The 13,141-nt window shown below is 69.2% G+C and carries 15 protein-coding genes; 10 read left to right on the top strand and 5 right to left on the bottom strand.

The genetic code is table 11. The features are described 5' to 3' along the window. Positions 1-34: 34 nt before the first annotated feature. The 6 genes from NM203_RS29180 to NM203_RS29155 are packed head-to-tail and all read left to right on the top strand — an operon-like array spanning position 35 to position 5,336. Entirely contained in the window at positions 35-739 is a 705-nt protein-coding gene (locus NM203_RS29180; protein ID WP_255064217.1) for an NIPSNAP family protein, read from the top strand. An 8-nt stretch (positions 740-747) separates the two neighbouring features. Beyond that, the gene (locus tag NM203_RS29175; protein WP_255064215.1) at positions 748-1,974 is read left to right on the top strand and encodes a cytochrome P450; all 1,227 of its coding nucleotides are present in this window, start codon (positions 748-750) and stop codon (positions 1,972-1,974) included. Between the two features lie 2 nt (positions 1,975-1,976). Beyond that, entirely contained in the window at positions 1,977-2,942 is a 966-nt protein-coding gene (locus tag NM203_RS29170; RefSeq protein ID WP_255064214.1) for a zinc-binding dehydrogenase, read from the top strand. Beyond that, positions 2,942-3,724 carry an HpcH/HpaI aldolase family protein gene (locus NM203_RS29165; RefSeq protein WP_255064213.1) on the top strand — a complete coding sequence of 261 codons (783 nt, stop codon included), beginning with the start codon at positions 2,942-2,944 and terminating at the stop codon, positions 3,722-3,724. Before NM203_RS29170 ends, NM203_RS29165 begins: the two co-directional genes overlap by 1 nt. Then, positions 3,724-4,449, top strand: coding sequence for an SDR family NAD(P)-dependent oxidoreductase (locus tag NM203_RS29160; protein WP_255064212.1), 726 nt, complete (start codon positions 3,724-3,726; stop codon positions 4,447-4,449). The genes NM203_RS29165 and NM203_RS29160 overlap by 1 nt, the downstream gene beginning before the upstream one ends. Next, positions 4,449-5,336 (top strand): alpha/beta hydrolase, encoded by an 888-nt coding sequence (locus NM203_RS29155; RefSeq protein ID WP_255064211.1) that lies wholly within the window; start codon positions 4,449-4,451, stop codon positions 5,334-5,336. The genes NM203_RS29160 and NM203_RS29155 overlap by 1 nt, the downstream gene beginning before the upstream one ends. On the opposite strand, the gene NM203_RS29150 is transcribed toward NM203_RS29155, so the two are convergent. After that, complete coding sequence (locus tag NM203_RS29150; RefSeq protein ID WP_255064210.1) at positions 5,333-5,806, bottom strand: SRPBCC family protein; 474 nt, start codon at positions 5,804-5,806, stop codon at positions 5,333-5,335. The two genes, NM203_RS29155 and NM203_RS29150, sit on opposite strands and share 4 nt — an antisense overlap. Positions 5,807-5,850: 44 nt before the next feature. Between NM203_RS29150 and NM203_RS29145 the strand changes: the two genes are divergently transcribed. The 3 genes from NM203_RS29145 to NM203_RS29135 are packed head-to-tail and all read left to right on the top strand — an operon-like array spanning position 5,851 to position 8,633. Then, positions 5,851-6,345, top strand: coding sequence for a nuclear transport factor 2 family protein (locus NM203_RS29145; protein WP_255064209.1), 495 nt, complete (start codon positions 5,851-5,853; stop codon positions 6,343-6,345). Between the two features lie 58 nt (positions 6,346-6,403). Beyond that, on the top strand, positions 6,404-7,444 hold the full coding sequence (locus NM203_RS29140; protein ID WP_255064208.1) for an acyl-CoA dehydrogenase family protein: 1,041 nt from the start codon (positions 6,404-6,406) through the stop codon (positions 7,442-7,444). Position 7,445: 1 nt separating this feature from the next. Beyond that, on the top strand, positions 7,446-8,633 hold the full coding sequence (locus NM203_RS29135) for an acyl-CoA dehydrogenase family protein (protein WP_255064207.1): 1,188 nt from the start codon (positions 7,446-7,448) through the stop codon (positions 8,631-8,633). Here NM203_RS29135 and NM203_RS29130 read toward each other — a convergent pair. Then, the gene (locus tag NM203_RS29130) at positions 8,609-9,316 is read right to left on the bottom strand and encodes a DUF427 domain-containing protein (protein ID WP_255064202.1); all 708 of its coding nucleotides are present in this window, start codon (positions 9,314-9,316) and stop codon (positions 8,609-8,611) included. The genes NM203_RS29135 and NM203_RS29130 overlap by 25 nt on opposite strands. Before the next feature lie 56 nt (positions 9,317-9,372). On the opposite strand from NM203_RS29130, the gene NM203_RS29125 reads away from it, so the two are divergent. Further along, the gene (locus NM203_RS29125) at positions 9,373-10,806 is read left to right on the top strand and encodes a WS/DGAT/MGAT family O-acyltransferase (protein ID WP_255064200.1); all 1,434 of its coding nucleotides are present in this window, start codon (positions 9,373-9,375) and stop codon (positions 10,804-10,806) included. On the opposite strand, the gene NM203_RS29120 is transcribed toward NM203_RS29125, so the two are convergent. The 3 genes from NM203_RS29120 to NM203_RS29110 form a co-directional block, all read right to left on the bottom strand. Then, entirely contained in the window at positions 10,803-11,072 is a 270-nt protein-coding gene (locus tag NM203_RS29120) for a DUF2631 domain-containing protein (protein WP_255064198.1), read from the bottom strand. The two genes, NM203_RS29125 and NM203_RS29120, sit on opposite strands and share 4 nt — an antisense overlap. A gap of 62 nt (positions 11,073-11,134) precedes the next feature. Then, positions 11,135-11,797 carry a GAP family protein gene (locus NM203_RS29115; RefSeq protein ID WP_255064197.1) on the bottom strand — a complete coding sequence of 221 codons (663 nt, stop codon included), beginning with the start codon at positions 11,795-11,797 and terminating at the stop codon, positions 11,135-11,137. A gap of 31 nt (positions 11,798-11,828) precedes the next feature. Beyond that, positions 11,829-13,121 carry a cryptochrome/photolyase family protein gene (locus NM203_RS29110; RefSeq protein WP_255064196.1) on the bottom strand — a complete coding sequence of 431 codons (1,293 nt, stop codon included), beginning with the start codon at positions 13,119-13,121 and terminating at the stop codon, positions 11,829-11,831. Positions 13,122-13,141 lie beyond the last annotated feature (20 nt).

Genomic DNA, 13,141 nt, shown 5'->3' with positions numbered 1-13,141 from the left:
ACAGCCTGCGCACGGCGGGCCGGCCGCTGTGAACATGAAGAAGTACCACGGTCACACGTTGATGTACCTGCACGAGACCGTTTCGCTCGGATCGGGCGGCAGCGAGCTCTTCACCGAGCGGTTCAGCGCCGTCTACCAACCCATGATGGAGGCGCTCGGAGCGCGCTTGTTCGCGCTGTGGGAGACCACCGCGTACAACGGGCACTGGCCGCAGGTGACCGTCATCTGGGAAATCGACGCCTTCGCCGACTACGCGCGCATCGGCTGGGCCCAGGCGCCCGGCGGGTCGCACCGAGCGGCCGCCGTGGAGTGGGCGGCCTTCCTGTCCAGCCTCGGCGCGACCGGCGAGGGTCGGATCATGTACGCGGGCAGGTCGAACCGGACGCTCGCCCAACTGCAGGAGGCGGACGTCAAGGCCGGCCTGGTGATCCAGGAGATCATGCAGACCAAGCCGGGTCGCCAGGACGACTACATCCGAGAGCTCGAGCGGTTGTACGTGCCGTGGTCGGAGTCGACCGGCAAGTACTGGCTGGGCTCGTTCATCACGACGTTCCGTTTCAACGAGGTCATCCACTACTGGGCGCTCGAGGGTGACTGGGCGTGCTTCGAGAACCACTACCCGTCGTGGAAGGACAGCCCGCCCGCCGAGATCGTCACGTGGATGAGTGTGGCTCCCGCCCTCCGCGACGGCTGGGAGGACTCGATCCTGCAAGCGCTGCCGCCATCCCCGCTACAGTGACATCGAATATGAACAGCCCAGTCATTCAGGACTTCTCGTACGATCCCTTCGATCCGGCTGTGATGGCGGATCCGCTGTCGTACTACCGCGTCCTGCGCGACGAACACCCCGTGTACTACGTGCCGAAGTGGGACGTCTACGCGCTGTCGCGGTTCGCCGACATCTGGGACGTGTTGGCGCGCAACGACGGCACCTTCGTCGCCTCGGAGGGGACGCTGCCGTCGTCGGCGGTACTCGGCGTGCACAACACCGGGCCGGTGTCCGATCCGCCCCTGCACCCCATGCCGTTCCACGCGAACTTCGATTCGCCGCTGTACGAGGACGTTCGGCGCTGTACCTCCGGTCCGCTACGGCCCAAGCCGGTGACCTCCCTGACCGACCGCATCAGGAGGCTGGCCAACGAGCGCCTCGACGAACTGCTGCCCCGCGGTCGGTTCGACCTCACCCAGGACTACGGCGGCATCGTCGCCGCGACCATCGTCTGCGAGTTATGCGGTCTGCCAACCGAACTCGCGGCCGACGTGTTGGCCGCCGTCAACGCGGGCAGCCAGGCCCAGCCCGGCAGCGGGGTGGAGGTGGCCAACGCGCGACCCGGCTACCTCGATTACCTGCGGCCCGTAGTCGAACGTCGGCGCGCCGGGACCGGCGATCCCGTCGCGATCGTCGACGGACTGCTGAACTACCGGCTGCCGGACGGGTCCGGGTTGTCCGATGTCGAAGCCGCGGTGCAGATGCTCGGTGTCTTCATCGGGGGAACCGAGACGGTGCCGAAGATCGTCGCGCACGGACTGTGGGAACTGCACCGCCATCGCGACCAACTGGCGGCGGTGCGTGCCGACCTCGACGCGAACGTGTCGGTGGCACGCGAGGAGATGATCCGGTTCTGTGCCCCGGCGCAGTGGTTCGCGCGAACCGTGCGCAGGCCGTTCACGATTCACGACACGACGATGCAGCCCGGCCAGCGCCTCATCACGCTGCTGGGATCGGCGGGCCGCGACGGCCGCGAGTACGACGATCCGGATGCCTTCGTGTGGAACCGGCCCATCGAGCGTCTGCTGGCGTTCGGTCGCGGGCAGCACTTCTGCCTCGGGGTGCACCTGGCGCGACTGGAGATCACGATCATGGTCACCGAATGGCTCAAGCGGGTGCCCGACTTCCAGGTGGACCCGGCCGCCGCGGAGCGGCCGCCGTCCAGCTTCCAGTGGGGCTGGAGTTCGATACCCGTGGAGGTCTGACCGTGTGGTCCTACCGGCTCACCGCCCCGTACACGTTCGCGCAGCAGGACGTTCCCGAGCCCTCACCCGAGGCGCTCTCCGACGGCCACGTGCTCCTGCGGTTCCTCGCCGCGGGGGTATGCGGCAGTGACCTCCCCGGATTCCGCGGTACCCAGGGCAGGCTGCCCGGCGACACCGGTTGCAGCGCAGCCGACATGGCCGGGTTCCCCATCCACGAGGTCGCCGGTGAGGTGCTGGCGAGTGCGCACCCCGACCATCGGGTCGGCGACCGCGTGGTCGGATGGGCGTCCGGGTTCGACGGGTTGATGGAGCGCGTCGTCGCCGACGGTGCCGGGCTGGCCGCCTACGACCCGGCCCTGTCCGCGGCACACGCCGTCGCGCTGCAACCGCTCGCATGCGTGCTCTACGCGATCGAACAGCTCGGCGACCTCGCGGGCAAGCACGTCGCCGTCATCGGCCAGGGCTCGATCGGGCTGTTGTTCTCCTACGTGGCGAAGGCCTTCGGTGCCGCACACGTGACCGGTGTCGATCCCGTCGACCGCACCGCGGTGGCGGGCGCGTTCGGCGTCGACACCGCCGTGCTCGCCACCAGCGATCGCTGGGTCCGCCACCTGCCCGACGACCGCCCCGACATCGTCATCGAGGCGGTGGGACACCAGGTCGCGACCCTCGGCCACGCGATCGAGGCGACGGCGTTCGGCGGCACCGTCTTCTACTTCGGCGTCCCCGACGACGACTGCTATCCGATCAGCATGCGGATCATGCTGCGCAACAACCTGACCCTGAAATCCGGCGTTACGCTCGAGCGGCGCCGCGTGTTGGCCGCCGCCCGCGACTTCGCCGCGGCACATCCCGACCTGCTGCCGGCCTACGTCACCCACACGTTCGCGGTGACCGAGGTGCAGCAGGCGTTCGAACTGGCGTGCCGTCCGACACCGGACCGCGTGAAGATCGCGCTGGTGCCCTGATGCCCAGCAGGTTGCAGGAACTGTTCGCTCGGCCCGGTCCGGTGTTCGGCGGGTGGGTCGTCGGACCGACCGACATCGGGCCGGAGGAGTTCGCCCGAGCCGGCTACGGCTACGTCGGCTTCGACGTCCAGCACGGCTATCTGTCGGATGCCGGTGCAGCACAGCTGATTCGCAGACTCGAGCACCTCCCGATCGCCACGGTCGTGCGCCTGCCGAACGCCGACGCGGCGCCCATCGGCCGGGTGCTCGACGCAGGCGCCGACGGCGTCGTGATCGCGATGGTCGAATCCCCGGACCAGGCCCGTGCCGCTGTTGCGGCGACGCGGTACGCACCTTCGGGCGTGCGCAGTTTCGGCCCGCTGCGCGCCGGCCTCGGTCACGACCCGAGCGAGCTCGAAGCGCGGGTGAGCGTGTTCGCGATGATCGAGACCGCACAGGGCCTCGGCGCGGTCGAGGACATCGCCGCGGTGCCGGGCCTGACCGGGTTGTACGTCGGCCCTGCCGATCTCGCGATCTCCCTGGGCTACGGGTTGGCGCAGGCGTGGACCGAGCCGACCGTAGTGGACGCGATGGGGCGCGTGCGCGCGGCTGCCGAGGCCGCCGGTCTGCTCTCCGGCATTCACGCCGGCGACGGACGGATCGGAAAAGCCGCGGTGGCCAAGGGGTTCCGGATGATCACTCTCGCCTCGGAATCCCAGGCCCTGCGCCGCGGTGCGACCGAGCACCTGCGCGAGGCCTCCGGAGACGGTCCGAGCGCGTCGACTCCCGGAGGGTACGGCTGATGAGCCAGCGCATCGCGCTCGTGACCGGCGCCGCACGCGGACAGGGCGCGGCGATCGTGCGGCGTCTGCACGCCGACGGCGTGCGGGTCGCCGCCTGTGACCTGTTGGCCGACGAGTTGTCCGCATCGGTCGAGGAGTTCGGCGATGACGTCATCGCGGTACCACTGGACGTCACCTCGGAGCTGGCGTGGCAGGCTGCGGTCGCGAGTACGGTCGACCGCTTCGGCGCGCTGACCTCACTGGTCAACAACGCCGGGGTGCTGCATCGGGCCGCCCTCGCCGACGAGACGCCGGAGGGCTTCGAGGGCAGCTGGCGCGTCAACTGCCTGGGCCCGTTCCTCGGTATCCGCGCGGCACTGGAGCAGCTGCGCGCCGCCGAGGGGGCGGCCGTCGTCAACACGTGCAGCACCGGGGCGGTTCGCGCCTTCCCCAACCACGCGGCCTACGGCTCGTCGAAGTGGGCGCTGCGCGGGCTGACCCAGGTGGCCGCCGCCGAGCTCGCGACGCAGGGGATCCGGGTGAACGCGGTGTTCCCGGGCCCCGTCGAGACGCCGATGCTGGATCCCGCGACGCAGCGCAGGCTCGTCGAGACCTCAGTCAGCGGCCGCCTCGGCAAGCCCGCTGAGATCGCCGACGCCGTCGCGTTCCTGCTGTCGGATCAGGCGTCGTTCATCACCGGATCGGAGCTCGTCGTCGATGGCGGGCAGAGCCTGCAGATCGGCTGATGGCCGCGCCGTCGCCCACTGAGCGGCTCGCCCCCGCACTGCACCCGTTCGCGGAGGCGCGAACGGACCTGTCGCGGGAGCTGATCGGCGCGGTGCGTGAGGCGATCAACGTGCGCCGGCGGGAGGCGGCGACGGCGCTCGACGCCGGTGCACTCCACATCGCCGAGGCCACCGTCGACGACGCCGTTCCCGTCCGCGTCTACCGCGCGCCCGACGCCGTCGGGGTCGTCCTCTACTGCCATGCGGGCGCGTTCGTCCTCGGCAATCTCGACATCGATCACCGCCAGTGCGTCGAGTTCGCGACACGGGCGGAGTGCACCGTGGTGTCGGTCGATTACCGATTGGCGCCCGAGCACCCGTTTCCGGCGGGCCTGCACGACGCCGAGCGGGCCCTGCGCTGGGTCGCATCCGAGTTCGGGTCGGAGCGGATCGCCCTTGCGGGCAACAGTGCCGGAGGCGCCGTGGCGGCGCTGCTGGCTCAGCGGCACGAGGACGTGGTGTTCCAGTTGCTGCACCAACCGGTGCTGGACGATCGGCCGACGCCGTCGAAGCGGGAGTTCCTCACCACCCCGGGATTCGACGGTGAGGCGAGCACCCTCATGTGGAAGCACCTCTCCGGTGAGGCCGTTCCCGCAGAAGCCGTTCCGGCGCGTACCGAGGAGTTGAGCGGCGTGCCCGCGACGTTCATCACGTGCTCGGAGTTGGATCCCCTGCGCGATGAGGCGATCGAGTACGCGGCACGTCTGCTGCGGGCCGGCGTCGCAACGGAGCTCTACGTGGTGCCCGGTACCTGCCACGGCTTCGATTCGCTACTACCCGACTGGCAGGTCAGTCAGCGGGTGTTCGCAATGCAGGCGGAGGCGTTGCGCCGGGCGCTGCGCGGCTAGCTCGCGGCCAGCTCGCGCGCCACGGCGGCGTGGTAGGCGTCGATGTTCGCCGGGTTGACGATCTGAAAGAACTTGTCGGGCATGGGCGTTCCCTTGTAGGCCTCGATGGTCATCGTGCGAGTGAAGAGCGTGACGTCCGCGCCGGGCCGGGTGAACTGGTACTGGATGGTCATTCGCCCCTCCATCCCGCCGTTGCCCTCGCTGTCGTGACCCAGCCTGCCCACCGAGTTGAACACGAACATCCTGGGCCGCATGGCGATGGCCAGATGCCATGTGAAGATGCGATCGCCCGCCGGGCCGGCCTCGGTCCAGGTGTCGCCGACCTTGAGGGGCAGGTCCTCGGGCAGCCCGCCGATGTGCGCACTGCCGGGATAGGTCTTGACCCAGTTGGCGGGGTTGGTGACGAAGTCGTAGACCTCCTCGGCGGACTGGGTGAAGGCGGTCTCGGAACTGGTGGTCACTACTCCCATGCGAACAGCTTTACAGATTAACGCGATAGTGTCACGCTCGGTGGATGGACGCCGCCGCCCTCGTCGAGATCGAAGCCATCAAGCAACTCAAGGCGAGGTACTGCCGCTTGCTCGACACGAAGGACTGGGAGGCGTGGCGTGGACTCTTCGCCGACGACTTCCTCAGCGACACCTCCCCGGCGGGCGGCAAGGTCATCGAGGGCGCGGACGGCTTCGTGGCCTTCACCCGCAAGGCGTTGGAGAAGCGCTCGCAGGTGACCGCCCACCAGGTACACGCCCCGGAGATCGAGGTGACGTCGGATACCACCGCGCGCGGGATCTGGGCCCTGGAGGACGTGGTGCGGCTACTGCCGGGGGTGAACCTGCGCGGCTACGGCCACTACCACGAAACCTACGTCAAGCTCGACGGCGAGTGGAAGTTCCAGAGTTCCACGCTGACTCGTCTGCGTGAGGACGTGTTCAACGTACTGGTGTCGGTCTACATCTCGGACCGGATCAAGCGGACGACGGGTGCGCTCGCACGGCGGTTGGCGGGTTAGCGAGGTGCGGCTGTCCGGCCCACTTTACAAATTCAGACGCTAATGTCACTCTCGCAGAATGGACCGATTCGAGCTGCGCAGGCTGGACTACAGCTTGACGGAGGACCACGTCGACCTGCAGTCCGCGTACCGGCAGTTCTTCAAGACCTACTGCGGCATCGAAACCGTATGGGCCGCTGAGGGTTCCGGATACGACAAGAGCCTCTGGGAGCGACTGTGCGCAATGGGTGCGACGACGATGGCCGTCTCCGAGTCGGCAGGCGGTGACGGGGCCACCCTGGTCGACCTGACCCTGGTCGCCGAGGAGGTGGGCCGTGCCATCGCCCCTGTCCCGTGGATCGATCACGTGTGCACCATCCGGCTGATGGAGCGGCTCGGCGCCGACGCGTCGGCATCCGTCCCCGGCGAGCGCGTCGCCTGCCTCGACCCGAGCTTCGGCGTTCGCGGTGAACGACGGCTCATCCCGTCGGCCTCGATCGCCGACGACATCGTGATCCGCGACGGCGACGACGTCGTGCGACTGTCCTTCGACACCCACCCGCCGAAGGTCGACAACATCGGCCGGCTGCCGATGGCCTGGGTACGGCCCGGCGACGCGGACCATCGTGTCGTACTCGCCAGCGGAGCCGACGCGATCGCGAGCTACCAAAGGGCACTTCAGGAATGGCGGGTCATGATGGCCGCCGCACTCGCCGGCCTGCTGGAGTTGACGCTGACGCAGGCCGCCGAGTTCGCGAAGACCCGCTACACCCTCGGAGTGCCGATCTCGACGCTGCAGGGCATCTCGCACGCTCTGGCGGACGTGGCGATCACGGTGCAGGGCGCGCGCAACCTGGCGCGGCGCGCCGCGTGGTTCCTCGACAACGAACCCGACGAGCGGCCCGAGCTCGCCGACGCCGCCTTCGCCTTCGCCGCGTACGAGGCGCCGCGCGCGGCGACCGCCGCGATGCACGTGCAGGGCGGTCTCGGCGTCTCCGCGGAAGCGGCGTCGTCGGCCTACGCGCTGCGTGCCAGGGGCTGGGCGCTCGCCGGTGGCGATCCCGCCGCCAGCGCCAAGCGCGTCACCGACCTCGTCAGCGCACGGGAAGCGGGTGTCTGACATGGACTTCTCCCGAGTGGCCCTCTCCGACCAGGACCGGACCTTCCAACTGGAGCTGCGCGCGTTCCTCGCCGACCTCGTCACCGAGGACGTGATCCGGCGCGACAGGGAGTCCGGCGAGAACTTCGACGAGGGCGTGCACCTGGCACTCGGCGAGGCCGGGTATCTCGAATCGGATTGGAGGACCGAGGAGGACGGCGGCTTCAGCGCCGTCCGGCGGCGGATCTGGGAACTCGAGATCAGCCGCGCCCACACGCCGTGGTTCCACTGGGGGACGACGAGCATGGTGGCGAAGACGGTTGCGCAGTTCGCCTCACCCGAGCTCGCCGACGAGGTGCTGCCCGGCACCCTCGCCGGCCGGCTGCGGCTCTGCCTCGGCTACACCGAGCCGGAGGGCGGCTCGGACATCGCGACGTGCAAGACGCGGGCCGTGCGCGACGGCGACCACTGGATCATCAACGGCTCCAAGATGTTCACCTCCAACGCGCACAACGCCCAGTACGTCTTCCTCATCACCAACACCGACCCGGACGGCCGCAAGCACCGCAACCTCACGATGTTCCTGGTGCCGATGGACGCGCCGGGTGTGGAGGTGCAGGGCATCCGCACCATCGACGGGGATCGCACCAACATCACCTACTACAGCGACGTGCGGATCCCGGATCGCTATCGTATCGGCGACGTCAACGGAGGCTGGTCGGTGCTGCGGGGAGCGCTCGACCAGGAGCACGGCACCTTCGAACGCGACGGCAGCGGCCTGCAGAAGATCGCCGTCATGACCGAGCACATCAACGTGATGGCCGAGGCCGCCGACCACATCGCCGCCGTCATCGGCGCCGAGGGCGAGACCGGACACCGCCTGCTGGACGACGATTCGGTCAAGCAGCGTTTCGGGCTCGGCTTCGCGCGCATGGAAGCCGCGATGAGCACCCCGGAGGCGTTCGGCCGGGTCGCGATCGCCCAGACCATGCGCGACGTGTCCCCCGACATGATGGACATCCTGGGTACCGCGGCCAGTCTGCCCGTCGGCAGTGAGGGCGCGGCCGACGACGGCGGGATGGAGTACGTGTACCGGCTGGCCGGTCCGACCGGCGTCTACGGCGGCACGCTCGAGGTGTTCCGCAACATGATCGCCCAGCACGAACTCGGGCTGGGCAAGCCGACTTACTCCGCGCCGGCGGGGCGCTGAGTCACCTCGGCCCGCGGTAGCTCGGCGAGCAGGTCGCACCGCGCGGCGTCGAAGCTGAAGTGGCCCGCGATCGGCGTCGTCTCCGGCATGGGATCGTCGTAGCTCCACGCCACGTCCTGCACCTCGATACCGTCGACGACCGCCGTCCAGTACGTCGCGTACCCCTTGTAGTTGCAGTAGCTCGACGTCGTAGAACGGCGCAGCAGATCGGTCTCGACGTGCTCGGATGACACGTAAAGCCTTGGCTCCAGCGAGGTTTCGAAGACGATCACGGTGTCGGTGGTGTCGACGAGCACGGCCCCGGCCACCGTGGCGCGCAGGCGTCGTCCGGTGGGCCTGCAGTCGACCCGGTGATACGGGTTCGGCGGGTAGTGCACCAGCCGCCTGCCCTCCTCGTACCACTCGTCCACCGCGTCCCACGGCACCCGGACGTAGCCCGGCGCCTCGGGTTCGGCGGCGTAGGGCACACCGGAGACCTCGTCGGCGGGGAACGCGTAGCCCAGCGGTTGGCCGAGTCGGTGCACCAGCAGCGCCCGCTCGGTGTCGATCACCGGAGTTCCGCCGACGACCGCGACGACGCGACGAGGGTGCGGCTCGACGAACACCACCGGATTGGGCACCGGTGGCGCGAACCAACCCGAGGGGTCCTGTCCGAACGGCCCCCGGCCCGCGACGAGACTCATCCTCGGATCGTACGAGAACAGGTGTGGCGGGCACTCCCGGCGGGGACACTGGTCGCGTGAGGCGACTCAACGGCGTTGATGCTCTGCTGCTGTACACCGAGGCGCCCGAGATTCACATGCACACCCTCAAGGTCGGGATCGTCGACACCTCCGGTCTCGCCGAGGGTTTCTCCTTCGAGCTGTTCCGGCAGGTCGCACAGCGGCGGCTGCACGCGCTCGCACCGCTGCGCTACCAACTCGTCGACATTCCGCTCAAGCTGCACCACCCGATGTGGCGCGAGAACCCGGAGATCGACTACGACTACCACCTGCGCTCCGTCGAGGTGCCCGCACCGGGCGGGCGGCGCGAGTTGGACCGCGTGATCGGCGAGATCGCGAGCACCCCGCTGGCTCGCGACCGACCGCTGTGGGAGATGTACATCGCCACCGGGCTGGTCGGGGATCGGGTCGCGATCATCCACAAGGTGCACCACGTGCTCGCCGACGGCGTCGCGTCGGCCAATCAGATGGCGTGGGCGATTCAACCCGACCCGCCCGACCTGCCCGGCACGGCGATTCGGACCACCGACGCCGAGTGCACCACCACCGGATTGATGCGTGCGGCCGGCCGCGACCACGCGCGGCAGATCCGCAGGCTGCCGGGTCTGGTCGCCGACACGGGCCACGGCGTCGCGCGGGTGCGCAGGCGCGCGAAGGAGCGCGGGAGCCACCCGGAGCTCGCCGCCAACTTCGCGCCGCCCTCGACCTTTCTCAACCACGTCGTCTCACCGGTGCGCAGGTTCGCGACCGCACCCATGGCGCTGGCCGACGTCAAGGAGGTCGCCAAGGCGCTCGGCGTCACGCTCAACGACATCGTGCTCGCCATGGTGGCCGGTGCGTTGCGCGAGCTGCTGCTGCACTACGACGGGACCGCCGACGAGCCGCTGATCGCCGGGGTCCCCGTCAGCTACGGCAACCCGGACCGCTTGGTGGGCAACGAATTCACCTACATGACACCGTCTTTGGCCGTTCACGTCGACGACGCCCTGGAGCGGGTCCGGCTGACGGCGACCGCGACCCGCATCGCCAAAGAGAATCACCAGCTGCTCGGACCCGATCTGCTGCCGTCGTGGATGAACTACCTGCCGCCCTCGCTCGCACCGCAGGCGTTCCGCTGGCAGGCCCGGCGGATGAGGTCCAGCGCGGTCATGAACCTCACGGTGTCGAACGTGCCGGGACCGCGCGAGCGCGGCTCGATCGAGGGCGCGACCATCAGCGAGATCTACTCGGTGGGTCCGCTGGTGATCGGCAGCGGCATGAACGTCACGGTGTGGAGCTACGTCGACCAGTTGAACGTGTCGGTGCTCACGGACGACCTGACGACCGAGGATCCGCACGAGGTGACGGATGCGATGCTGCGGGCGTTCGCCGAGATCCGGAGTGCGGCCGGGTTCGACGGTCCGCCGAGAACGATCGAAGCGCTGTTGCCGCTCGCCGCGGCGTCGCGCTAGCGGTGCCAGCCGCGCTTACGCAGCCACCAGTCGCGGGCGACGAAGCCGAGAATCGTGAAGGCGAAGAAGAACAGGAAGATGTCCTCGACCCTGCCGACGTGGTTACCCCAGCCAGGGCCCCAGTGGACCATCGCCAGCAGGAAGAGCGCCGAGAGGATGCCGCCGAGGTGAATCAGCTTGTGGTTCTCCTTCGACCAGCCCCACTCGGCTGAGGGCACGTCCTCGACATCGACGCCGGTGTGTCGCTCGACCTCGGTGTTGGCCACGGCTACTCCTCAGGGTGGGTGTCAGCTGCTTGCCATTCTGGCATACGACGGTGCGTCGTACGTCAGAGGCCGCGCAGCGCGAAGCCCAGCAGGACCGCACCGATCACGATCATCACGACGGCGCCGATGGCCGCGTTGTGCCGGTCGATCCAGTCCTTGAGACGCGTGAGCTGCGCGTCGTAGCGCGCGCCCACCACGAGGTAGGCGAGCACCGGCGCGGCCACCGTCGAACTGGCGACGACGCAGTAGTAGGCAACGGCCAGCCCGGCGCCGACGGGCGCGAGATCCGAGGTGCCGACGACGAGGCCCGCGGCCGCGCTGGCCGCGAGCATCTTCGGATTGCTCAGCACCAGGAACGCGCCGATCACCCCCGAGCCGACCGGGGACAGCGCGCTGAGCCGGGCGAGCCACCGCGGGTCGGTGGGGAACCGGTCGCGCCTGATCCACAGCCAGCCGCCCGCCGCCAACAGCACCGCGCCGACGACCGCGAGCAGCCACGGCGGCATCGGGCGACCGAGGCCGCCCAGCATCCGAGGAGCCTGGTCGAAGACGGTCGTGACGATCGCGAGAGCCAGTAGCCGGCCCACCAGAAACGCGACGCCGTTCGTCCGCGGCCGGTCGGTGTGCAGCAGGACGAGGGCCGCGACGATGATCGAGAACGGTGAGACGGCGACGACGACGGCGGGCGCCAGCAGTGCGGCGAGCACGCCGGCCGAACCGTTCACTCGGGGAGATTAGCCTGGGCCGGCGGCCGGCCTAGCGAATGGCGTTGTAGCGGCTCAACGCCTCGTTGCGTTCCGCGCTGTGATCGACCATCGGCTCCGGATAGTCGTCGGTGGCGAACTCGGGCACCCAGCGCCGGATGTAGACCTCGTCGGGATCGAACTTCGCGCCCTGCGTGGTCGGGTTGAACACCCGGAAGTACGGAGCGGCGTCGGTGCCGCAGCCCGCCGCCCACTGCCAGCCGTGCTGATTACTCGCCATGTCGCCGTCGACGAGCTGATCCAGAAACCAGCGCGCCCCCCACTGCCACGGCAGGTGCAGGTCCTTGACGAGAAACGACGCGACGATCATCCGGACCCGGTTGTGCATGAACCCGGTCTCCGACAGCTGCCGCATCCCCGCATCGACGATCGGGAACCCGGTGCGACCCGCCTTCCACGTCTCGAAGCGCTTCTTCGCGTCGTCGTCCTCGTCGACCTCGATCCTGTCGAACGACTCGTTCCAGTTCCACCACGCGCTGCGCGGCCACTGGTAGAGCACGTCGGCGTAGAAGTCGCGGAACGCGAGCTCGCGCAGGTACGCCTGGGCGCCCTTGCCCGCGCCGAGGTCGGCGGCCATGGTGCGCGGATGGATGGTGCCGAACTTGAGGTGCGCCGACATGCGGCTGACGCCGTCGACGTCCGGCCGATTGCGGGCATCGGCGTAGTCCTCGATCTTCTTGTCGACGAACGACTTCCAGGCCTTTCGGGCCGCAGCCTCGCCGGCGGGCAGCTCGAGCTCGGTAGTGCCGTCCGGGATGTCGACCCCGCCACCGACGTCGGCGGGGTCTAACCAGGTCGCGGTCTTGGGCCCCGACTTCGCAGGCCCCCGCCAGCCGTGCTCCCGCCAGGCCGAGTAGTACGGCGTGAACACCTTGTAGGGAGTGCCGTCGTTCTTCGTCACGCGGCCGGGGGAGACCAGGTACGGCGAACCCGTCGCCTCCAGCGCAACGTCGCCGAGCGCTTCCCGCACCGCGTCGTCACGGCGCACGCCGAACGGCGAGAAGTCGGCGGACACGTGCACGGCGGTCGCCCCGATCTTGTTGGCGAGAGCGGGGATTCGGGTCTCCGGCTTGCCGCGGGTGACCAGCAGCCTGCCGTCGAGTCCATCGCGCAACTCACGCAGCGCGTCGTACAGGTACTGCAGTCGGCGGGCTCCCGCCGACGCCTTCAACCGCGGGTCGAGCACGTAGCAGGCCAGCACGTCACCATCGGCCGCCGCGGCGTCGAGGGCGGCGGGCAGGTCGTGCAGGCGGAGGTCGCGGCGGAACCACAACAGCGTGGGCATCTGATGATCTTGCCCGCAAA

Origin of the sequence: Mycolicibacterium arenosum (assembly GCF_024320865.1) — a bacterium.
In the GTDB taxonomy this organism is placed as follows: Bacteria; Actinomycetota; Actinomycetes; order Mycobacteriales; family Mycobacteriaceae; genus Mycobacterium; species Mycobacterium arenosum.
The sequence above is the reverse complement of the archived record's forward strand: the minus strand, read 5'-3'. Positions and strand labels throughout refer to the sequence as shown.